17 protein-coding genes and 1 pseudogene are annotated in these 21,007 nt (G+C 73.5%); 6 read left to right on the top strand and 12 right to left on the bottom strand.

The window, feature by feature from the left end; all coding sequences use genetic code 11:
• Positions 1 to 104: 104 nt before the first annotated feature.
• The 3 genes from ACFVUY_RS35180 to deoC are packed head-to-tail and all read right to left on the bottom strand — an operon-like array spanning position 105 to position 3,491.
• The gene (locus ACFVUY_RS35180) at positions 105 to 1,010 is read right to left on the bottom strand and encodes an aldehyde dehydrogenase family protein (RefSeq protein WP_387736332.1); all 906 of its coding nucleotides are present in this window, start codon (positions 1,008 to 1,010) and stop codon (positions 105 to 107) included.
• Position 1,011: 1 nt separating this feature from the next.
• On the bottom strand, positions 1,012 to 2,499 hold the full coding sequence (locus ACFVUY_RS35175; RefSeq protein ID WP_387693253.1) for an aldehyde dehydrogenase family protein: 1,488 nt from the start codon (positions 2,497 to 2,499) through the stop codon (positions 1,012 to 1,014).
• A 5-nt stretch (positions 2,500 to 2,504) separates the two neighbouring features.
• Positions 2,505 to 3,491, bottom strand: a complete 987-nt coding sequence (gene deoC, locus ACFVUY_RS35170; protein WP_387736331.1) for a deoxyribose-phosphate aldolase — start codon at positions 3,489 to 3,491, stop codon at positions 2,505 to 2,507.
• A gap of 106 nt (positions 3,492 to 3,597) precedes the next feature.
• On the opposite strand from deoC, the gene ACFVUY_RS35165 reads away from it, so the two are divergent.
• Positions 3,598 to 4,278, top strand: coding sequence for a PH domain-containing protein (locus ACFVUY_RS35165; RefSeq protein WP_387693257.1), 681 nt, complete (start codon positions 3,598 to 3,600; stop codon positions 4,276 to 4,278).
• A 66-nt stretch (positions 4,279 to 4,344) separates the two neighbouring features.
• On the opposite strand, the gene ACFVUY_RS35160 is transcribed toward ACFVUY_RS35165, so the two are convergent.
• The 3 genes from ACFVUY_RS35160 to ACFVUY_RS35150 form a co-directional block, all read right to left on the bottom strand.
• Entirely contained in the window at positions 4,345 to 6,069 is a 1,725-nt protein-coding gene (locus ACFVUY_RS35160) for a phospho-sugar mutase (protein ID WP_387736330.1), read from the bottom strand.
• A 193-nt stretch (positions 6,070 to 6,262) separates the two neighbouring features.
• Positions 6,263 to 7,084, bottom strand: a complete 822-nt coding sequence (locus ACFVUY_RS35155) for a purine-nucleoside phosphorylase (protein WP_359906064.1) — start codon at positions 7,082 to 7,084, stop codon at positions 6,263 to 6,265.
• A 205-nt stretch (positions 7,085 to 7,289) separates the two neighbouring features.
• Entirely contained in the window at positions 7,290 to 7,727 is a 438-nt protein-coding gene (locus ACFVUY_RS35150; protein WP_224284955.1) for a gamma-glutamylcyclotransferase, read from the bottom strand.
• Positions 7,728 to 7,826: 99 nt separating this feature from the next.
• Here ACFVUY_RS35150 and ACFVUY_RS35145 point away from each other — a divergent pair, with 99 nt between their 5' ends.
• Together ACFVUY_RS35145 and ACFVUY_RS35140 are read left to right on the top strand one after the other, a co-directional pair.
• Positions 7,827 to 9,281: an NAD(P)H-quinone dehydrogenase gene (locus ACFVUY_RS35145; RefSeq protein ID WP_387693261.1), complete on the top strand. Its 1,455-nt coding sequence runs from the start codon at positions 7,827 to 7,829 to the stop codon at positions 9,279 to 9,281.
• Positions 9,282 to 9,518: 237 nt separating this feature from the next.
• On the top strand, positions 9,519 to 10,475 hold the full coding sequence (locus tag ACFVUY_RS35140) for a DeoR/GlpR family DNA-binding transcription regulator (protein ID WP_380542983.1): 957 nt from the start codon (positions 9,519 to 9,521) through the stop codon (positions 10,473 to 10,475).
• A 112-nt stretch (positions 10,476 to 10,587) separates the two neighbouring features.
• Here the strand turns inward: ACFVUY_RS35140 and ACFVUY_RS35135 are convergent, their stop codons facing one another.
• The 6 genes from ACFVUY_RS35135 to ACFVUY_RS35110 all read right to left on the bottom strand — a co-directional run bounded on the left by ACFVUY_RS35135 (position 10,588) and on the right by ACFVUY_RS35110 (position 16,160).
• Positions 10,588 to 12,363, bottom strand: a complete 1,776-nt coding sequence (locus ACFVUY_RS35135) for a biotin carboxylase N-terminal domain-containing protein (protein ID WP_359906073.1) — start codon at positions 12,361 to 12,363, stop codon at positions 10,588 to 10,590.
• A 236-nt stretch (positions 12,364 to 12,599) separates the two neighbouring features.
• A complete protein-coding gene (locus ACFVUY_RS35130) occupies positions 12,600 to 13,334 on the bottom strand; it encodes a hypothetical protein (RefSeq protein ID WP_387693265.1) in 735 nt (244 codons plus the stop codon).
• A 64-nt stretch (positions 13,335 to 13,398) separates the two neighbouring features.
• A complete protein-coding gene (locus ACFVUY_RS35125) occupies positions 13,399 to 14,001 on the bottom strand; it encodes a nucleoside triphosphate pyrophosphatase (RefSeq protein ID WP_387736329.1) in 603 nt (200 codons plus the stop codon).
• A gap of 47 nt (positions 14,002 to 14,048) precedes the next feature.
• Positions 14,049 to 14,189: a morphogenic membrane protein MmpB gene (gene mmpB, locus ACFVUY_RS35120; RefSeq protein WP_380542892.1), complete on the bottom strand. Its 141-nt coding sequence runs from the start codon at positions 14,187 to 14,189 to the stop codon at positions 14,049 to 14,051.
• A gap of 130 nt (positions 14,190 to 14,319) precedes the next feature.
• Positions 14,320 to 14,541 carry an acyl-CoA carboxylase epsilon subunit gene (locus tag ACFVUY_RS35115; protein WP_387693268.1) on the bottom strand — a complete coding sequence of 74 codons (222 nt, stop codon included), beginning with the start codon at positions 14,539 to 14,541 and terminating at the stop codon, positions 14,320 to 14,322.
• 29 nt (positions 14,542 to 14,570) lie between these two features.
• A complete protein-coding gene (locus ACFVUY_RS35110) occupies positions 14,571 to 16,160 on the bottom strand; it encodes an acyl-CoA carboxylase subunit beta (RefSeq protein WP_359906088.1) in 1,590 nt (529 codons plus the stop codon).
• A gap of 452 nt (positions 16,161 to 16,612) precedes the next feature.
• Here ACFVUY_RS35110 and ACFVUY_RS35105 point away from each other — a divergent pair, with 452 nt between their 5' ends.
• The 3 genes and pseudogenes from ACFVUY_RS35105 to ACFVUY_RS35095 form a co-directional block, all read left to right on the top strand.
• Entirely contained in the window at positions 16,613 to 17,506 is an 894-nt protein-coding gene (locus tag ACFVUY_RS35105) for a biotin--[acetyl-CoA-carboxylase] ligase (RefSeq protein WP_387693270.1), read from the top strand.
• A 173-nt stretch (positions 17,507 to 17,679) separates the two neighbouring features.
• On the top strand, positions 17,680 to 18,804 hold the full coding sequence (locus ACFVUY_RS35100; protein WP_387693272.1) for an adenylate/guanylate cyclase domain-containing protein: 1,125 nt from the start codon (positions 17,680 to 17,682) through the stop codon (positions 18,802 to 18,804).
• 479 nt (positions 18,805 to 19,283) lie between these two features.
• A pseudogene (locus tag ACFVUY_RS35095) lies at positions 19,284 to 20,441 on the top strand (diguanylate cyclase domain-containing protein); the annotation flags it as partial.
• Positions 20,442 to 21,007: the final 566 nt, after the last annotated feature.

The following is a 21,007-nucleotide window of genomic DNA, read 5'->3' as shown; positions in this document are numbered from 1 at the left end:
AGGGGGGGGAGAGGCGCGGGTCCGTCCAATGACCGTCCGGGCCCTGGGGGGGTGAGGGCACTGGGGACGGCCAGCTTGTGGAGTTGTTACTCGGAGCGGGGAGGTCAGATCCCCATCGGGTGCCAGACCGTCTTCGTCTCCAGGAACGAGAGTAGCCGGTCCGTACCGGGCGCATTGGTCCAGTCCTGGGCGAACGGGTCCAGCACCGGACGGACTACCCTCTTCAGGGTATCCGCGGCGGCCGCTTCCAGCGGCTGCGGCGCGCCGGGACCGTCGACGGCGATGGCTCCGGTGAGGTCCAGCGCGTTGACGTCCTGGTGCGAGGCCAGGGTGGGGGCGATGTCCGCCGTCCGGCCCGAGACGATGTTGACCACGCCGCCCGGGACGTCCGAGGTGGCCAGCACCTCGCCCAGCGACAGCGCGGGCAGCGGGGCGTCCGCGGCGGCCGCGACCACGACCGTGTTGCCGGTGGCGATCGCCGGGGCGATCACCGAGACCAGGCCGAGCAGCGAGTGCCCGTACCCGGCCTGCGGGGCGACGATCCCGACCACGCCGGTCGGCTCCGGGGTGGAGAGGTTGAAGAACGGCCCGGCGACCGGGTTGGCGCCGCCCGCGATCTGGGCGACCTTGTCGGTCCAGCCCGCGTACCAGACCCAGCGGTCGATCGCGGCGTCCACCAGCGCGGCGGCCTTCTTCGGGCCGATGCCCTCGGAGACGGCCACCTCGGCGGCGAACTGCTCGCGCCGGCCCTGGAGCATCTCGGCCACCCGGTACAGCACCTGGCCGCGGTTGTACGCGGTGGTGCCGGACCAGCCCTTGACCGCCTTGCGGGCGGCCACGACGGCGTCGCGGGCGTCCTTGCGGGTGCCCAGCGGGACGTTGGCGAGCCACTCGCCCTTTGCGTCGGTCACCTCGTACACCCGCCCGCTCTCGGAGCGCGGGAACTTCCCGCCGACGTACAGCTTGTAGGTCTTGAGGACGTCAAGACGCTGGAAGGTCGTGTCAGACATCTCAGGCCTCGACATTCAGGTAGGGCTCCAGACCGTGGCGGCCACCCTCGCGGCCGTAGCCCGACTCCTTGTAGCCGCCGAACGGCGAGGTGGGGTCGAACTTGTTGAAGGTGTTGGCCCAGACCACGCCGGCCCGGAGCCGGTTGGCCATCCAGAGGATGCGCGAGCCCTTCTCCGTCCAGATGCCGGCGGAGAGGCCGAACGGGGTGTTGTTGGCCTTCTCGACCGCCTCGGCGGGGGTGCGGAAGGTCAGCACCGACAGGACCGGGCCGAAGATCTCCTCCTGGGCGATCCGGTGGGCCTGGCTCACGCCGGTGAACAGGGTCGGCTTGAACCAGAAGCCGGTGCCCGGGAGCTCGCACGCCGGCGACCAGCGCTCGGCGCCCTCGGCCTCGCCGGCCTCGGTCAGCGCGGTGATCCGGGCCAGCTGCTCGGCCGAGTTGATGGCGCCGATGTCGGTGTTCTTGTCCAGCGGGTCGCCGACCCGCAGGGTGGTCATCCGGCGCTTCAGGGCGTCCAGCAGCTCGTCCTGGATCGACTCCTGGACCAGCAGGCGCGAACCCGCGCAGCAGACGTGGCCCTGGTTGAAGAAGATGCCGTTGACGATGCCCTCGACGGCCTGGTCGATCGGCGCGTCGTCGAAGACGATGTTCGCGGCCTTGCCGCCCAGCTCCAGCGAGAGCTTCTTGCGGGTGCCGGCCAGCTGCTTGGCGATGGCGCGGCCGACCGGGGTGGAGCCGGTGAACGCGACCTTGTTGACGTCCGGGTGGGAGGTCAGCGCGGCGCCGGTGCGGCCGTCACCGGTGACGATGTTGACGACGCCCTTCGGCAGACCGGCCTGGCGGCAGATCTCGGCGAAGCGCAGCGCGGTCAGCGGGGTGGTCTCGGCCGGCTTCAGGACGACCGTGTTGCCGGTCGCCAGCGCGGGCGCGATCTTCCACGCCAGCATCAGCAGCGGGAAGTTCCACGGGATGACCTGGCCGGCGACGCCCAGCGGCTTCGGGTTCGGGCCGAAGCCGGCGAAGTCCAGCTTGTCGGCCCAGCCCGCGTAGTAGAAGAAGTGGGCGGCGACCAGCGGCAGGTCGACGTCGCGGGTCTCGCGGATCGGCTTGCCGTTGTCGATCGACTCCAGCACGGCCAGCTCGCGGCTGCGCTCCTGGATGATCCGGGCGATCCGGAACAGGTACTTGGCGCGCTCGCTGCCGGGCAGCGCCGACCAGTCGGCGAAGGCCTTGCGGGCGGCGGCGACCGCGCGGTCCACGTCCTCCTCGGTGCCCTGGGCGAACTCGGCGAGCACCTGCTCGGTGGCCGGGTTGACCGTCTTCAGGGCCTCGTTGCCGGAGGAGTCGACGAACTCGCCGCCGATGAAGTGGCCGTAGGAGGTGGCGATGTCGCCCGCGGCGGCGGGGGACTCCGGGGCCGGGGCGTAGGCGAAGAGGCCGCCGGCGGGCTTGGCCACGGGCTCCTCGGTGTTCTTCTTCTTGGCCATGGTGATCAGTCCACCGTCACGTAGTCGGGGCCGGAGTAGCGGCCGGTGGCCAGCTTCTGGCGCTGCATCAGCAGGTCGTTGAGCAGGCTGGAGGCGCCGAAGCGGAACCAGTGCGGGGTCAGCCAGTCGTCACCGAGGGTCTCGTTGACCATCACCAGGTACTTCATGGCGTCCTTGGTGGTGCGGATGCCGCCGGCGGGCTTGACGCCGACCTGGACGCCGGTGGCCGCGCGGAAGTCGCGGACCGCCTCCAGCATCAGCAGGGTGACCGGCGGGGTCGCGTTGACGGCGACCTTGCCGGTGGAGGTCTTGATGAAGTCGGCGCCGGCCAGCATCGCCAGCCAGGAGGCCCGGCGGACGTTGTCGTAGGTCTGGAGCTCGCCGGTCTCGAAGATCACCTTGAGGTGGGCGAAGCTGCCGTCGGGGCGCTCGCACGCCTCCTTGACGGCCGTGATCTCGCGGAAGACGTCGAGGTAGCGGCCGGAGAGGAAGGCGCCGCGGTCGATCACCATGTCGATCTCGTCGGCGCCCGCGGCCACCGCGTCGGCGGTGTCGGCGAGCTTGACCGGGAGGGCGGCGCGGCCGGCCGGGAAGGCGGTGGCCACCGAGGCGACCTGGATGTCGGTGCCCTTCAGGGCGGCCTTCGCGGTGGCGACCATGTCCGGGTAGACACAGATGGCGGCGACGCGGGGGGTGGTCGGGTCGGTCGGGTCGGGGGTCCTGCCCTTGGCGCACAGCGCGCGCACCTTGCCGACCGTGTCCGCGCCCTCCAGCGTGGTCAGGTCGATCATCGAGATCGCCAGGTCGATGGCGTACGCCTTCGCCGTGGTCTTGATCGAGCGGGTACCGAGAGCGGCGGCACGCGCCTCCAGGCCGACCTGGTCGACGCCGGGCAGGCCGTGCAGGAATCGGCGGAGCGAGGCCTCGGACGCCGCAACGTCCTGAAGGCCGCTGCCCGCAACGCCGGGGGCATTGGCTGCAACAGTGGACATAGTCACAAGGGCAGCATATCTACGCGCGTAGCAAACCGCTAGAGCGCTCGTCATTCGTGGCCGGACCGAGACCTCGGGGCGAGGGGCATGGGGCAGAATCGACGTCATGACCGATTCCGACGGCAAGCCCCACCAGGGCCCCGCCGCCCCCGACGGGGAGCCCGAGTACGCCGACCGCGTGTACCGCTCTGTCCCCGGTGTGATCTCCGGAGTGCTGCTGCTGGTCGTGGCGGCCTGGCTGATCGGCGACGCGGTGGTGAGCGGGACCGGGAAGACCCCGTACGTCTCGCTCGCGGCGGTGCCGGTGTTCGCCTTCCCGGTGATCGCGTACACGCTGCGCCCGGCCGTGACGGCCGGCCGCGACCGGCTGGTGGTGCGCAACCCGTGGCGGACCGTCGTCGCGCCGTGGGCCTCGGTGGAGGCGCTGCGCGCCGGGTACTCGGTCGAGCTGCTCGCCGGCGGGAAGAAGTTCCAGCTCTGGGCCGTGCCGGTGTCGCTGCGGCAGCGCAAGCGGGCCACCCGGGCGCAGAGCCCCAGCGCCGCCGAGCACGCCTCCCGGACCGGCCTGGGGATGGGCATGGCCAAGCGGACCAACCCGGTCGTCCAGGGCTCGCCCGACCCCACCCGCGCCTGGTCCGACCAGGTCACCGCCGTCCTCCAGGAGACGGCCGAGCGCAACGCCGCCCGACCCTCCGCCGCCGGCCCGGTAGAGGTCCGCTGGTGCTGGTGGGTCATCGCCCCCACCCTGGCCGGTCTGATCGCGCTGATCACCGTCATCGCGGTCTGACCCCGCCGACCGCACGAAGGGGCCCGCCGGTCGCGACCGGCGGGCCCCTTCACGTGTGCGCGGACGTCAGACGGTGATGCCGGCGGCCTCGGCGAGGTCGTGCTTGACGGTGGCGAGGAGGGCGGCGGCGCGCTCGCGGGCGGGACCGAGGTCGGCCGCGGAGGCGACCGGGAGGACGACCTCCAGGTAGCACTTGAGCTTGGGCTCGGTGCCCGAGGGGCGGACCACGATGCGGGCGGAGCGGACGCCCTCGCCGGCCAGGTAGTAGCGCAGCCCGTCGGTGGGCGGCAGGTCCGCGGAGCCGGCCGACAGGTCGTCGGCGCGGGTGACCCGCAGACCGGCCAGGACGGTCGGCGGCTGCTCGCGCAGCCGGCGCATCGCGTCGGTGATCAGCGTGAGGTCCTTGACCCGGACGGAGAGCTGGTCGGTGGCGTGCAGACCGTGCTCCAGCGCCAGGTCGTCCAGCAGGTCGGACAGGGTGCGGCCGGACTTCTTGAGCGTGGCGGCCAGCTCGGCGACCAGCAGGGCGGCGGTGATGCCGTCCTTGTCCCGGACGCCCTGCGGGTCGACGCAGTAGCCGAGCGCCTCCTCGTAGCCGTAGCGCAGGCCCTCGGCGCGGGAGAGCCACTTGAAGCCGGTCAGGGTCTCGGCGTAGCCCAGCCCCGCCGCCTCGGCGATCCGGCCGAGCAGGGTGGCGGAGACGATGGTGGTGGCGAAGGTGCCCTCGGCCTTCTTCGCGACCAGGGCCGAGCCGAGCAGCGCGCCGACCTCGTCGCCGCGCAGCATCCGCCAGCCGGCCGCGCCGGCGCCGCCGCCGGCCGCGTTGCCGTTGGCGGGGACGGCCACCGCGCAGCGGTCGGCGTCCGGGTCGTTGGCGATCACGATGTCCGGGCCGACGGTGGCGGCGGTGCGGAACGCGAGGTCCATCGCCCCCGGCTCCTCCGGGTTGGGGAAGGCCACGGTCGGGAAGTCCGGGTCGGGCTCGGCCTGCTCGGCGACCACGGTGGGCGCGGGGAAGCCGGCCCGGCGGAACGCGGCGACCAGGGTGTCGCGGCCGACGCCGTGCATCGGGGTGTAGACCACCTCCAGGTCGCGCGGGCCGTGCTCGTCGATGATCGAGACGGCCCGGGTCAGGTAGGCCTCGACGACCTCCTCGCCGAGCACCTCCCAGCCCTCCTCGGCGCGCGGGACCTCGTCCAGCGAGCCGATCGCGTCGATCTCGGCGGCGATCCCGGCGTCGGCCGGCGGGACGATCTGCGAGCCGTCGCCCAGGTAGACCTTGTAGCCGTTGTCCTGCGGCGGGTTGTGGCTGGCGGTGACGGTGACGCCGGCGGCCGCGCCCAGGTGGCGGACGGCGAAGGCGAGCACCGGGGTCGGCAGCGGGCGCGGCAGCAGCGCGGCGCGCAGGCCGGCGCCGACCACCACGGCGGCGGTGTCGCGGGCGAAGTCGTACGACTTGTGGCGGGCGTCGTAGCCGATGACGACCAGGTCACCCAGGCCCTGCTGCTTGACGTAGGCGACCAGGCCGGCGGCGGCCCGGATCACCACGGCGCGGTTCATCCGCATCGGACCGGCGCCGAGTTCGCCGCGCAGGCCGGCGGTGCCGAACTGGAGCCGGTCGGAGAACCGCTCGGCCAGCTCCGACCAGGCGAGCTTGGCGTCGGTCTCGGCCTCCGGGCCCTCGGCCAGGGCCAGCAGCGCGGCGAGCTCCTCGCGGGTCTGCGGGTCGGGGTCCTCGGCCAGCCAGGTCCGGGCCCGGGCGAGGAGATCGGGGTTGAGTGCCTGCGTCATGCCAGCTCCATCGGGAGTGCGTCGGTGTGTCGGCCGGAGGTTCCGCGGTTGATCGGGAGGAGGGTTTCCGCTGTGACCGGAGGGTTCCGCAAGGGAAGGGGTCGCGCATGCGGACGGGGCCCACGGGAGGGCGTGATCAGCGGATCACGCCGCCCGTGGGCCCCGTCGGTCATGATTCTGCGCCTGGTGGGCGTCAGATCCGCTCAAGGACCTTCGCCAGCAGTTCGCCCATGCGCTCGGCGGAGGCCTTGCCGGCCTCCAGCACCTCGGCGTGGTTGAGCGGCTCGCCGGTCATGCCGGCGGCCAGGTTGGTGACCAGGGAGATGCCGAGCACCTCGGCGCCGGCCTCGCGGGCGGCGATGGCCTCCAGGGTGGTGGACATGCCGACCAGCTCGCCGCCGATCACCCGGGCCATGTTGACCTCGGCCGGGGTCTCGTAGTGCGGGCCGCGGAACTGGACGTAGACGGCCTCGTCCAGGGACGGGTCGACCTCGCGGCAGAGCGCGCGCAGGCGCTTGGAGTACAGGTCGGTGAGGTCGACGAAGTTGGCGCCGACGATCGGGGAGTCCGCGGTCAGGTTGATGTGGTCGCTGATCAGGACCGGCTGGCCCGGGGTCCAGCCCTGGCGCAGACCGCCGCAGCCGTTGGTCAGCACGATGATGCCGCAGCCAGCCGCGGCGGCGGTGCGCACGCCGTGGACGACGGTGGCGACGCCGTGGCCCTCGTAGTAGTGGTTGCGGCCGAGGAAGATCAGGGCGCGCTTGTCGCCGATCTTCACCGAGCGGATCGTGCCGGCGTGGCCGGCGACGGCGGGGGCGGGGAAGCCAGGGAGCTCGGTGACCGGGAACTCGGCCACGGTCTCGCCCAGGGCGTCGGCGGCCGGCACCCAGCCGGAGCCCATCACCAGGGCGACGTCGTGCCGCTCGGCACCGGTCAGCTCGCGCAGGCGCTCGGCGGCGGCCTGGGCGGCGGCGTAGGGGTCGGCGGAGACGACCGACTGAGGAGAAGCGTTCACGGGTCCGAGGATAGACGGGAATCGGCTACGCGCGTAGAAATTCCGCCGCGGCATGCCGGATCGTTACCCGGATGACCCGAAAACACAGCTCGGCGGTGGTTCCGGGCCACTCGGTTCGTCGGTTCCCACACAGACGGCGCTCCGTACCCTCCGTACCCGCTCGCCCGGCGCGCGGCCCGCAGGCGCACGGAGCCCCGGGAACCCCTCAGCAGGGGCGGCGGCGCAGGTCCATCACGTAGTCGTGCGGGGCGCCGGCGCTCTCCGCGGCGTCGGCGATCAGGCCGAGGTAGCGGGCCGCGGGCAGGCCGCCCTCGTAGTCGTTGAGCACGTACGTCCAGACCGGGATGTCCCCGTCCAGGGTCTGCGCGCGCAGCTTGATCTTGCGGTAGATGCCGAGCTGGACGCCCTCCCAGCGGTCCAGGCCCTCCTCGTCCATCGGCGCGACGTCGTACAGCGAGACGAAGACCTGGTCCTTCTCGTCCTCGACCACGGTGGCCAGCGAGCCTTCCCAGCCGAGCTGCTCGCCGCCGAAGGTGAGCCGCCAACCGGCTAGCCACCCCGTGCCGCGCAGTGGGGAGTGCGGGGCTCGGCGGGTCATCTGCCGGGCATCGAGGTTGGTGGCATACGCGGCGTAAAGGGGCATGGGGGCCAGCGTAGCCCGGGCGGCGGGCGGGCCGGGGCTACTGGACGAACGTACGGGAGCCCGGACCCCGGCGTGGCGGCCGTCCCGGCGTGCGGGACAATGGGGAGCGTGACTCGGATCGTGATCATCGGTGGCGGACCCGGCGGCTACGAGGCGGCGCTGGTGGCCGCTCAGCTCGGCGCGGAGGTGACCGTCGTCGACCGCGACGGTCTGGGCGGATCGGCGGTGCTCACGGACTGCGTTCCGTCGAAGACCCTGATCGCGACCGCGGAGGTGATGACCACCTTCGACAGCTCGTACGAGGAACTGGGCATCCTGGTCGCGGACGACACTCCGCCGGTCGAGCAGGCGGCCCGGGTCATCGGCGTGGACCTGGGCAAGGTCAACCGCCGTGTGAAGCGCCTGGCCATCGCGCAGTCCCACGACATCACCCAGTCCGTCACCCGGGCCGGCGTCACCGTGCTGCGCGGCCGCGGCCGGCTCGGCACCGGCGGGCAGGCCGCGGACGGCTCCCGCGAGGTGCTGGTGGACGCGCCCGACGGCACCGTGCAGACGCTGCGCGCCGACGCCGTGCTGATCGCCACCGGCGCCCACCCGCGCGAGCTGCCGGACGCCCAGCCGGACGGCGAGCGGATCCTCACCTGGACCCAGGTGTACGACCTGGAGGAGCTGCCCCGCGAGCTGATCGTGGTCGGCTCCGGCGTGACCGGCGCCGAGTTCGCCGGCGCCTACCAGGCGCTCGGCTCCAAGGTGACCCTGGTCTCCAGCCGCGACCGGGTGCTGCCGGGCGAGGACCCGGACGCCGCCGAGGTGCTGGAGGACGTCTTCCGCCGCCGCGGCATGAACGTGATGGGCCGCTCACGCGCCGAGAGCGTCAAGCGGATCGGCGACCGGGTCGAGGTCATGCTGGCCGACGGCAAGGTGATCGAGGGCACCCACTGCCTGATGGCGGTCGGCTCGATCCCCAACACCTCCGAGATGGGCCTGGAGGAGGCCGGGGTCAAGCTCAACGACTGGGGCCAGATCCAGGTCGACCGGGTCTCCCGCACCAGCGCCCCCGGCGTGTACGCGGCCGGCGACTGCACCGGCGTCTTCATGCTCGCCTCGGTGGCGGCCATGCAGGGCCGGATCGCGATGTACCACGCGCTCGGCGACGCGGTGCAGCCGCTGAACCTCAAGACCGTGGCGTCCAACGTCTTCACCGACCCGGAGATCGCCACCGTCGGCTACACGGCGGCCGACGTGGAGTGCGGCAAGATGGACGCCGTCGTGGTCAAGCTCCCGTTGCGCGGCAACCCGCGGGCGAAGATGCAGGGCATCCGGGACGGCTTCGTGAAGCTGTTCTGCCGCCCGGGCACCGGCATCGTGGTCGGCGGCGTGGTCGTCGCCCCGCGGGCCAGCGAGCTGATCCACTCGATCTCGCTCGCGGTGGACGCCAATCTGACGGTCGAACAGGTGGCCAGCGCCTTCACCGTCTACCCGTCCGTCTCCGGTTCGACCGCCGAGGCCGCCCGCCAGCTGCACATCCGCAAGCGGGCCGACGGCGAATCCTGAGCGTCCGGCGCACAGTTGAGGGCGGTCGCCGATCGGCGGCCGCCCTTCGCGCGGGCATGGCCGTCACCCGGACGGCGGGCGCGGTTCCGGGGGCATGGGCGGCGCGTATTCTACGGTCACGCGCCGCTCGTGCGTGAGCAATTCCCGCTACTAGCTGCAAACGCCTGAAAGCAGACGGTCACGCAGGTTACCGTCGGTTCTGTGTTTGCAGCAGAACGTCGCCAGTTGATCCTCGAAATGGTGCGCGCCAACGGAGCCGTCTCGCTCCGGGAATTGGCCCGCGTCGTCCAGACCTCCGAAGTGACCGTGCGCCGTGACGTGCGGGCGCTGGAGGCAGAAGGGCTCCTCGACCGCCGGCACGGCGGCGCGGTGCTCCCCGGCGGCTTCAGCCGCGAACCCGGATACCCGCAGAAGACCCACCTGTCCGCGGCGGAGAAGAGCGCCATCGCGGACCTCGCCGCCGGCCTGGTGGAGGAGGGCGACGCGGTGGTGGTCGGCGCCGGCACCACCACCCAGGAGCTGGCCCGCAGACTGGCCCGGGTGCCCGGGCTGACGGTGGTCACCAACTCGCTGCTGGTCGCCCAGGCGCTGGCGCACGCCAACCGGGTCGAAGTGGTGATGACCGGCGGTACCCTGCGCGGCTCCAACTACGCGCTGGTGGGCAGCGGCGCGGAGCAGTCCCTGCAGGGGCTGAGGGTCACCAAGGCCTTCATCTCCGGCAGCGGGCTGACGGCCGAGCGCGGGCTGTCGACGGCGAACATGCTGTCCGCGAGCGTGGACCGGGCCATGGTGCTGGCGGCCGCCGAGGTGATCGTCCTCGCCGACCACACCAAGCTCGGCGCGGCCGGCATGTTCCAGACCGTCGCCACCGAGACCATCACCCGGCTGGTCACCGACGAGCAGGCCACCGCGGACGACGCCACCGTCCGCGAACTGGACGCGCTCGCCGACTGCGGGGTGCAGGTCGACCTGGCCCCGCTGGGCGCGGGCCCGAGCGGCGACGCCCCGGTGCACGGCACCGGCAGCGGCCCGGTGCACCAGACCCAGCCCGGCCCGATGGCCCGCCGCGGCGGCCCGCCCCCCGGCGGTGCCCCGCTGCCCGGCCAGCGCCGCCCCGGCGCGCACGGCGGACCGGTCGGCCCGGGCGGCATGCCGACCCGGCTGGCCGAGCTGGGGCTGCCGCGCGGGCGCTGAGCCCGCGGGGAGTCCGCGGGACGCGACCGGCGGACCCCGGAAACGCGACCGGTCCGCACGCCCTCGAAGGGCGTACGGACCGGTCCGGGGGACGGTGCCTCCCGCGGCGGCGTCAGTCCTTGATCTCGCAGAGCGCGGCGCCGCTGCTGACGCTCGCGCCCACCTCGGCCTTGAGACCGGAGACGGTGCCCGCCTTGTGGGCGTTCAGCGGCTGCTCCATCTTCATCGCCTCCAGGACCACGATCAGCTCGCCCTCGGCGACGACCTGGCCCTCCTCCACGGCGACCTTGACGATGGTGCCCTGCATCGGCGAGGCCAGGGTGTCGCCGCTGACGGCCGAACCGGCCTTCTTGGCGCCCACCCGGCGCTTGGCCTTGGCGGCACCCGCCGCACCGGCCGCCGGGGCCGTCGCGACGCCCAGCGAGGACGGCAGCGAGACCTCGATCCGCTTGCCGCCGACCTCGACCACCACGGTCTCCCGGGTCTCGGCCTCCTCGCCGTCACCGGCCGCGCCGGCGAACGGCGGGATGGTGTTGTCGAACTCGGTCTCGATCCACCGGGTGAAGACCTTGAACGGCTCGTCGCTGCCGTGCACCTCCGGCGCGAACGCCGGGTCGACGACGGCCGCCCGGTGGAACGGGATGGCGGTGGCCATGCCCTCCACCTTGAACTCGGCCAGCGCGCGGCGGGCCCGCTCCAGGGCCTGCTTGCGGTCGCGGCCGGAGACGACCAGCTTGGCCAGCAGCGAGTCCCAGGCCGGGCCGATGACCGAGCCGGTCTCCACGCCGGAGTCCAGGCGCACGCCCGGGCCGGACGGCGGGGCGAACAGCGTCACGGTGCCGGGCGCGGGCAGGAAGTTGCGGCCCGGGTCCTCGCCGTTGATGCGGAACTCGAAGGAGTGGCCGCGCACCTCGGGGTCGCCGTAGCCGAGCTCCTCGCCGTCGGCGATCCGGAACATCTCGCGGACCAGGTCGAGGCCGGTGACCTCCTCGGTGACCGGGTGCTCCACCTGGAGACGGGTGTTGACCTCCAGGAAGGAGATCGTGCCGTCCAGGGCGACCAGGAACTCGCAGGTCCCGGCGCCCTCGTAGCCGGCCTCCTTCAGGATGGCCTTGGACGCCCGGTACAGCTCGGCGTTCTGCTCGGCGGTCAGGAACGGCGCGGGCGCCTCCTCGACGAGCTTCTGGTGGCGGCGCTGCAGCGAGCAGTCACGGGTGGAGACGACCACCACGTTGCCGTGCTTGTCGGCCAGGCACTGGGTCTCCACGTGCCGCGGGTTGTCCAGGTAGCGCTCGACGAAGCACTCGCCGCGGCCGAAGGCGGCGACGGCCTCGCGCACCGCGGACTCGTACAGCTCGGGAATCTCCTCCAGCGTGCGGGCGACCTTGAGGCCGCGGCCGCCACCGCCGAAGGCCGCCTTGATGGCGACCGGCAGGCCGTGCTCCCGGGCGAAGACGACGACCTCGTCGGCGCCCGAGACCGGGTCCGGCGTGCCGGCCACCAGCGGGGCACCGGCCCGCTGGGCGACGTGCCGGGCGGTCACCTTGTCGCCGAGGTCGCGGATGGCCTGCGGCGGCGGGCCGATCCAGATCAGACCCGCGTCGAGGACGGCCTGGGCGAAGTCGGCGTTCTCCGACAGGAACCCGTAGCCGGGGTGGACGGCGTCGGCGCCGGAGTCGGCGGCCGCCTTGAGGACCTTGGCGATGTCCAGGTAGCTGGTAGCGGGGGTGTCACCGCCCAGCGCGTAAGCCTCGTCGGCCGCGCGGACGTGCAGCGCATCCCGGTCCGGCTCGGCGTAGACGGCGACGCTGGCGATACCGGCGTCCGAGCAGGCCCTGGCGACGCGGACGGCGATTTCCCCGCGGTTGGCGATGAGCACCTTGCGCACTGTGGCTCCCTTCTTGAACCTCGTTGAGTTTATGGATTCCTGGGCAGTACCGGCGAGTAGCCCCGGGTTGTGAACTATCCCACACGCTCGGTGATGGCTTTTCCGGCCCCTTCCGCGGCCCCGCGGACGACGCCGCAGGTCGGCGCCGGTCCGCCCGGATCGGGCGGGGCCACGGCGGGTGACCGGTCGGCGGCGTGGCGGGGAGGTGGCATCGGCCACAGTCTCGCGCGGACCGCTCAAGCGGCGCCTGAGCGGGCACCCGGCCGCTGCAGCGCCTCGGCCGTCACGTCGGCCGCCACCTCGACCATGTCCGGCCCGTACGCCTCCGGATTGACCACCCGCAGGACGAGCGCGAAGGTGCCGTCCTGCCCGTACCTCCGGGCGAGTTCGCGATGGTGCGCGACCAGGTGGCGCACCCCGGCCTGGTTGGCGACGCCGGTCTGGCCGGCGACCAGGAACACCGGGCGGCCGCCGTCCGGGGTGGAGATCCGGGCGAGCAGGGCGTGCGTCTGGTCGCGGTCGGCGGTGTAGTCGCGCTCGCCCACCACGATCACGTTGCTGCCGGGACCCGGCCCGGAGGTGACGAGCACGCCGGGCAGGGCCCAGGCCAGGTGCGCGGCCATCCGCTCGTTGCTGACCGGACCGCCCAGGCACAGCTCGGTCTTGGCGCCCAGGCCGCGGTGCGCGGCGTCGTGGGCGACCAGTTCGGGACGCGCCCCGCACTCCTCGACCAGCCCGGCCAGCCACATCAGCGCGTAGGCGTCGCGCCGGGTCACGGTGTGCGCGTGCGAGCCGGTCCCGATGCTGCGCGGCACCACGATCAGGCAATCGCTGCCGCTCGGCAGTCCGAAGAACGCCCGCACCCGTTCGACCTTGCGGCGCCGCCGCAGCACCTGGGCCAGCCAGCCGAGGACAGCGCTGATCGCACTGGCCACCAGGCCGAGCACCACGTTGAGCACGCTGTCGGTCATCTTCCGCGCCCCTCCCCGTTCGGACGCCGGTCAGCTTAGGGGGACAGGGGCGCGGTGCGGCAGGTCAGTCGGCCCACAGATCGGTGATGCGCACGCCCAGGTCGGCGAGCAGCCGGCGCAGCAGCGGCAGGGAGAGGCCGATGACGTTGCCCGGATCGCCGTCGATGCCGTCGATGAACGGCGCCGAGCGGCCGTCCAGGGTGAACGCCCCGGCGACGTGCAGCGGTTCGCCCGAGGCCACGTACGCGGCGACCTCCACGTCGTCCGGGGTGCCGAAGCGGACGGTGGTGGAGGCGGTGGCCGAGGACTGCCGGCCGGTCGCGGTGTCGATCACGCAGTGGCCGGTGCGCAGCACGCCGGCGCGCCCGCGCATCGACTGCCAGCGGGCCAGCGCCTCGGCGGCGTCGGCGGGCTTGCCGAGGGCCCGGCCGTCCAGTTCCAGGACGGAGTCGCAGCCGATCACCAGCTCGCCGTCGGCGAGTTCGGCGGCGACGGCCTTCGCCTTGGCCTCGGCCAGTACGAGCGCGAGTTCGGCGGGGGTGGCGGCGGTGATCGCGTCCTCGTCGACGCCGCTGACCACCACGCGCGGGTCGAGGCCCGCCTGGCGCAGCAGCCCGAGGCGGGCGGGGGAGGCGGAGGCGAGGACGAGGGCGCGCTGGTCGGTCATGCCCACCAGGGTAGGGGGTGCCCCTATCCGCCGTTCGGGTGAACGGTTCAGGTGAAGGGCTGGGAGAGCATCATCAGCACGGCGCCGACCAGCACCAGGACGGCGATCACCTTGCCGGCCCGCTGCATCCGCTCCTGCATCCGACGGGCCTCGGGCGAGGGCTCGTCACGGGGATCTGACCAGAGCACCAGTCCAGAGTGCGCCGCGCGGGCCGCGGGCGCCTGAGTATCCGTACTCAGGTTCCGGGCGGAGCGGGCACCCGGGAACACGCGGAGCGGGCGGCCGGCGGGGCCGGCCTCCCGCTCCGCGCGGCGGGTGTCAGTGCGCCCAGCCCGAGGTCCGCCAGGCGTTCACGGCGGGACGGACGGCGGCGCGGTGCAGGCGGGCGCGGTCGTTCCAGGGGGACGCCGGGCCGGCACCGGCCAGGCGCGCCGCCTCGGCGGCGGCCTGCGCGGCGGCGGCCCGGGCCTGGACCACCGCCAGGACGGTGGCCAGCTCCTCGGGGGTCGGCTGCCCGTGCAGTACGTGGATCGGGGACATGGCTGCTTCTCTCCCGACAGGGACGGGGCCTACAGGGGGATGTTGCCGTGCTTCTTCGGCGGCAGCACCTCGCGCTTGCCGCGCAGCGCCCGCAGACCGCGGACGATGTGCCGGCGGGTCTCGCTCGGCGCGATCACCGCGTCCACGTAGCCGCGCTCGGCCGCCAGGTACGGGTTCAGCAGGGTGTCCTCGTACGAGGCGATCAGCTCGGCCCGCTTCTCCTCGACGGTGCCGGCCGCCTCGGCCTCGGCGATCTCCCGGCGGTGCAGGATGTTGACCGCGCCCTGCGCGCCCATCACGGCGATCTGCGCGGTCGGCCAGGCCAGGTTGAGGTCGGCGCCCAGGTGCTTGGAGCCCATGACGTCGTACGCGCCGCCGAAGGCCTTGCGGGTGATCACGGTGATCAGCGGGACGGTGGCCTCGGCGTAGGCGTAGATCAGCTTGGCGCCGCGCCGGATGATGCCGTCCCACTCCTGCTCGGTGCCGGGCAGGAAGCCGGGCACGTCGACGAAGGTCAGCACCGGGACGTTGAACGAGTCGCAGGTGCGGATGAAGCGGGCGGCCTTCTCGCTGGCGTTGATGTCCAGGCAGCCGGCCAGGTCCATCGGCTGGCTGCCGACGATGCCGACGGACTGGCCCTCGACCCGGCCGAAGCCGGTGATGATGTTGCCCGCGTACAGCGGCTGGGTCTCCAGGAACTCGCCGTCGTCGACGATGTGCTCGATCACCGTGCGCATGTCGTACGGCTGGTTCGCCGAGTCCGGCACGATGGTGTCGAGTTCGAGGTCCTCCTCGGTGACCGTGAGGTCGGCCTGCTCGGGGTAGGACGGCGGGTCGCTCAGGTTGTTGGACGGCAGGTACGAGAGCAGGCTCTTGACGTACTCGATCGCCTCCTTCTCGTCGGCGGCCAGGTAGTGCGCGTTGCCCGACTTGGCGTTGTGGGTGCGCGCGCCGCCCAGTTCCTCCATCGCGACGTCCTCGCCGGTGACGGTCTTGATCACGTCCGGGCCGGTGATGAACATGTGCGAGGTCCGGTCGGCCATCACCACGAAGTCGGTGATCGCGGGGGAGTACACCGCGCCGCCCGCGCAGGGGCCCATGATCAGCGAGATCTGCGGGACGACGCCGGAGGCGTGCACGTTGCGCCGGAAGATCTCGCCGTACAGGCCGAGCGAGACCACGCCCTCCTGGATCCGGGCGCCGCCGGAGTCGTTGATGCCGATGACCGGGCAGCCGGTCTTCAGCGCGAAGTCCATCACCTTGACGATCTTCTCGCCGAACACCTCGCCGAGCGAGCCGCCGAAGACGGTGAAGTCCTGGGCGAACACGGCGACCTGGCGGCCGTCGACGGTGCCGTAGCCGGTCACCACGCCGTCGCCGTACGGCCGGTTCTTCTCCTGGCCGAAGTTGGTCGAGCGGTGGCGGGCGAACTCGTCGAACTCCACGAAGGAGTCCTCGTCCAACAGTTCCGCGACCCGCTCGCGGGCGGTCAGCTTGCCCTTGGCGTGCTGCTTCTCCACGGCCTTCGCGGAGCCGGAGTGCACCGCCTCGTCCAGCCTTCGCCGCAGGTCGGCGAGCTTGCCGGCGGTGGTGTGGGGGTCGTACGACGCCTCGGTCATCCGGTGGCTCTCCCTGATCCATGGCCGCGACCTGTTCGAGTGCGCGCGGGGCCGGGTGGTGGGCCCGCGCATGAGGGCAGGGCGGCGCTACGAACTACCGCTGGGTAGCGTAGCCAGCGCGGAGGGCGATGCGGCACGTCCTGGCGTCATGACCATCGACACAGTTCTGTTGACGGGTGTTCTGCGGGACGATGGGGCGGCCTGCGTCCCGGATCGGCCCCAGGGCGTGTCTGACAATTCCCGCCGGGTGCGCGGCGTCGGGGCACGCACCTCGCCGCGTTGTCGTCGGTCGCCAATGGCCCCCAGCCTTCGGCCGGGAGGTGCCCCCACCGCAGTGGCTCCGCCCCCAGCCTCCGGCCGGGAGGTGCCCCCACCTCCGCCTTGCGATGCACGCACCCCGACGCCGCGCCCTGATCCGACTCGAATTGTCAGACACGCCCTAGGGTTTTCCCATGACCGCACCCGAGACCCCCCGCCGCAGCGGACTGCGCGGCTTCGGCCACGCCGGACCGTCGCCCTGGACCGACCTGGACCGTCCACCGCTGGACGAGGAGGCGCTGCGCCACGACCTGCTCGTCCCGGGCGGCCTGTGGACCTCGCTGGACGTCGTCGCCGAGACCGGCTCCACCAACAGCGACCTCGCCGCCCGGGCCGCGGCGGGCGCCGCCCAGGGCGCGGTGCTGGTGGCCGAGGCGCAGAGCGGCGGCCGCGGCCGGCTGGGCCGGCAGTGGACCGCTCCGCCCCGCTCCGGGCTGTTCCTGTCCGTGCTGCTGCGCCCCGAGGGGGTGCCGGTCGAGCGGTACGGCTGGCTGCCGATCCTGGCCGGGGTGGCCGCGGCCAGCACGCTCGGCCGGGTCGCCGGGGTCGAGGTAGGCCTGAAGTGGCCCAACGACCTCCAGGCGGAGATCGACGGCGCGGAGCGCAAGCTCGGCGGCATCCTCACCGAGCTGTCGGGCGGCGCGGTGGTGGTCGGCATGGGCCTCAACGTCTCGCTGCGCACGGAGGAACTGCCCGTCCCCGCCGCCGCCTCGCTCGCGCTGGCCGGCGCCTCCACCACCGACCGGGGCACCCTGCTGCGCGCCCTGCTGCGCGAGCTGGCCGAGCTGTACCGGGAGTGGACGGCCGCCGCGGGCGACCCGCACGCCAGCGACCTGCTGCGCGCCTACGCGGACCGCTGCACCACGCTCGGCCGCCGGGTGAAGGTGCACCTGCCGGGCGACCGCGAGCTGGTCGGCGAGGCGGTGGCGGTGGACGGCGACGGGCGGCTGGTGGTCCGCACGCCCGACGGCGTACGCCGGGCGGTCGGTGCCGGGGACGTCGTCCACGTGCGCCCCGAGGCCCGCTGAACGGCAGTCTTCACCACCCCTTGACCCGGGCTGATGCCCCGGATCCGACGATTCCGTGCGAACATTCCACCTGGCAGCGGTGTGAGGCGCGCCACTGTCCGCCCGGGTGGCGGACGGCGCGCCCGGACAGGTAGGACACGAGGCGAGTGCGGCGATCGCACGGGGACGGACCGGTGGCAGAGGACGGCAGCAGCGGCGCGACGGCGGGCAGTAACGACCCCACGGTCGCGCTCGAACTGGAACGCCTGATCCTGGACGCGCCGCGCCGCTACACCCCGTACCAGGCCGCGCGCGCCGCCGACGTCCCGATGGAGCTGGCCACCCGGTTCTGGCGCGCCATGGGCTTCCCCGACATCGGCCAGTCCCGCGCGCTCACCGACGGCGACGTGATCGCGCTGCGGCGCCTGGCCGGCCTGGTGGAGTCCGGGCTGCTCAGCGAGTCGATGGCGATCCAGGTGGCCCGTTCCACCGGTCAGACCACGGCCCGGCTGGCCGGCTGGCAGATGGACACCTTCCTGGAGAACCTCACCCAGTCCGCCGAGCCCGGGCTGACCCGGGCCGACGTCGCGTACCCGCTGGTCGAGCTGCTGCTGCCGGAGCTGGAGCAGTTCCTGGTGTACGTCTGGCGGCGCCAGCTGGCGGCCGTCACCGGCCGGGTGGTGCAGGCCGCCGAGGACAACGAGATCACCAGCGGACGGCTCGCCGTCGGCTTCGCCGACCTGGTCGGCTTCACCCGGCTGTCCCGGCGGCTGGAGGAGGAGGAGCTCGGCGAGCTGGTCGAGACCTTCGAGAACACCTGTTCGGACCTGATCGCCGGCCAGGGCGGCCGGGTGATCAAGACGCTCGGCGACGAGATCCTCTACGTCTCCGAGGACCCGGCGACCGCCGCCGAGATCGCGCTGAGCCTGATCGAGGCGCTGGCCGGGAACGACACCATCCCGCCGCTGCGGGTCGGCATGGCCTTCGGTACGGTCACCTCGCGGATGGGCGACGTCTTCGGCACCACCGTCAACCTGGCCAGCCGGCTGACCTCGATCGCCCCCAAGGACGCGGTGCTGATCGACGGCGAGTTCGCCGCCGCGCTGGAGCAGAACGGCAGCGTCGCCCCGGCCGACTCGGAGGGGCCGGGCCTGGCCGAGGCGCTGTCGGCCGCGGCCGGGATGCCCGCCTCCGGGCTGCCGATGCCGGGCCCGGAGGCCGGGGCCCGGTTCCACCTGCAGCCGATGTGGCGGCGGCCGGTGCGGGGGCTCGGACTGGTCGAGCCGTGGCTGCTCACCCGGCGGCTGAAGGCCGAGTAGCGCTCCGCCCGCGGAGAGGGCGGACAGCGGCCCGTCCGCGGGGAGGGCGAATAGCGCTCCGTCCGCGGGGAAGGCGTGGGAGCGGAGAAGCCGTCCGCGGTGCGGAGGAGGCTGCCCGCGGTGCGGAGGTCCGTGGGCGCGCTCTCCCGTGGTGGGTGCGGCTCTCCTGCGATGGGTGCGGCTCTCCCGCGGCGGGTACGGCTTCCCGGGTGCCGAACGGTTGAAACCCGTACGGTCGGCTGCGGGTCCGTCCGGGCAAACGGGGCATAACCGAATGAAACCGCCATAGTCTTGGTGCAAGCGGCCGGTCGGGTGCGGCCGGCCGGCGGGGGTCTGGCAGGACCGAGCGCAGGGAGCGAGGCGAGCCGGTGGGCAGCGAGGCGATCATGACGGACCGCGACTGCGACTGCGGCCGTCCGCGGAACCCCGACCCGCTGCCCGACCTGAGGCTGCAGTCCGTGGTCGAGCTCGCCCAGGACATGGCCGCCGCGCTCACCCCGCTGGAGGCCGTCCGGGCCGCCGCCACCCGGGCCACCGAGGCGCTCGGCGCCACCATGGCCGCCGTATCGGTCTGGGACCGGGAGTCCGGCCGGCTGCGGGTCCTGGTCAACCACGGCGAACTCGCCCCGGGCGAGGAGGAACTGCCCGAGGACGAGTCGTACCCGGTCGCCGACTTCCCCGAGATCGTCACGTACCTGGAGGAACGCTGGACCACCGGGCGGCTGCCGCGCGCCTGGCTGCAGAGCGCCGAGAACAGCGAGCCGCACGCCGGGCACGCCCACCCGACCGCCGGCGCGTACTGCCAGGAGCGCGCCGCGGCGCTGCGCCGGCGCGGGCGGGCCTGCTGCGTGGTCGCGCCGATCGTGCTGCACGGCCAGGCCTGGGGCGAGCTCTACCTCGCCCGGTCGGCCGGGATGCCCGGGTTCACCGAGGGCGACGCCGACTACGCGACCCTGCTCGCCGCCCAGGTCTCGGCCGGGCTGGCGCAGACCGAGCGCCTCGCCGACCTGCGCAAACTCGCCTTCTCCGACCCGCTCACCGGCCTGGCCAACCGGCGGGCCGTCGACGCCCGGCTGGAGAGCGCGCTGGAGGCGCACAACCGGGACAACACCGTGGTCTCCCTGGTGGTCTGCGACGTCAACGGACTGAAACGGGTCAACGACCAGCTCGGCCACGAGATGGGCGACCGGCTGCTGGAGCGGTTCGCCCACCAGCTCTCGCTGGCCGCCGCCAAGCTCCCCGGCAGCCTCGCCGCCCGGCTCGGCGGCGACGAGTTCTGCCTGCTGGTGGAGGGGCAGAAGGCCGACGAGGTGGTCGCCGTCGCCGAGGAGCTGTGCGCCCGGGCGCTCGCGCTCTCCGAGGGCGAGGGCGTGGCCTGCGGGGTCGCCTCCACCGGGGACTCGATCGGGCCCGTCACCACCCCCGACCGGCTGTTCCGGCTCGCCGACGCCGCCCAGTACCGGGCCAAGGCGGCCCGGGCCGCCCACCCGGTGGTCGCCGGGCGCAGCCACGGCCCCGGATTCTCGCCCGACCCCACCGTGCTGCTCGCCGACGCCGCCGACCCGCACCACCGGGCGGACGGGCGGCGCGGGCCGAACGGCCGGGCCGGGGCGGGCGACCGGCGGCGGTTCCGCGGCGCCGCCCACAGCGCCGATCCGGGGCAGCTGCTCACCGCCGTGCTCGCCTCCCTCGACCGGGCTGCCGCGGCCCGGGTCGTCCACCCGGCGGACACCCTCGGCAAGCTGGTCGTGGTCGCCGAGGCCGCCGCCCGGTTGCTGGACGCCGTCGGCTGGTGGGTCTCGTACGTTCCGCCCGGCTCCCAGTTCATGCGCACCGCCCAGCACGCCGTCTACCGGATGACCAGCGGCCCCGCCAACGCCCGCGCCGAGACCCAGCGGGCCCGGATCGAGGCCCCCGACGCGGTCTTCGACCTCCGGCACTACCCGATGACCCGCCGCGCCGTGCGCGGCGGCGCCTTCGCCCTGCGGTCGGGCGCGGCCGGCAACGACCCGGCGGAGGAGGCGATGCTCGTCGTCTCCGGCTACCGGGGCATGGTCGCGGCGGGCGGCCAGAACCCGGCCGGCGGCTGGCTGGTGGAGCTCTTCGCCGACGACGCCACCCTGCCGCTGGGCCAGGCCGCCTGCGCCATGCGGGCCCTGGTCTCGGTCGCCCTGGCGGGCCCGGCCTCGCCGCCGGCGGTCTG

Source organism: Kitasatospora sp. NPDC058063, assembly GCF_042885395.1.
Classification (GTDB): Bacteria; Actinomycetota; Actinomycetes; order Streptomycetales; family Streptomycetaceae; genus Kitasatospora; species Kitasatospora lactacystinica.
This window is presented reverse-complemented; position numbering and strand designations above follow the sequence as displayed.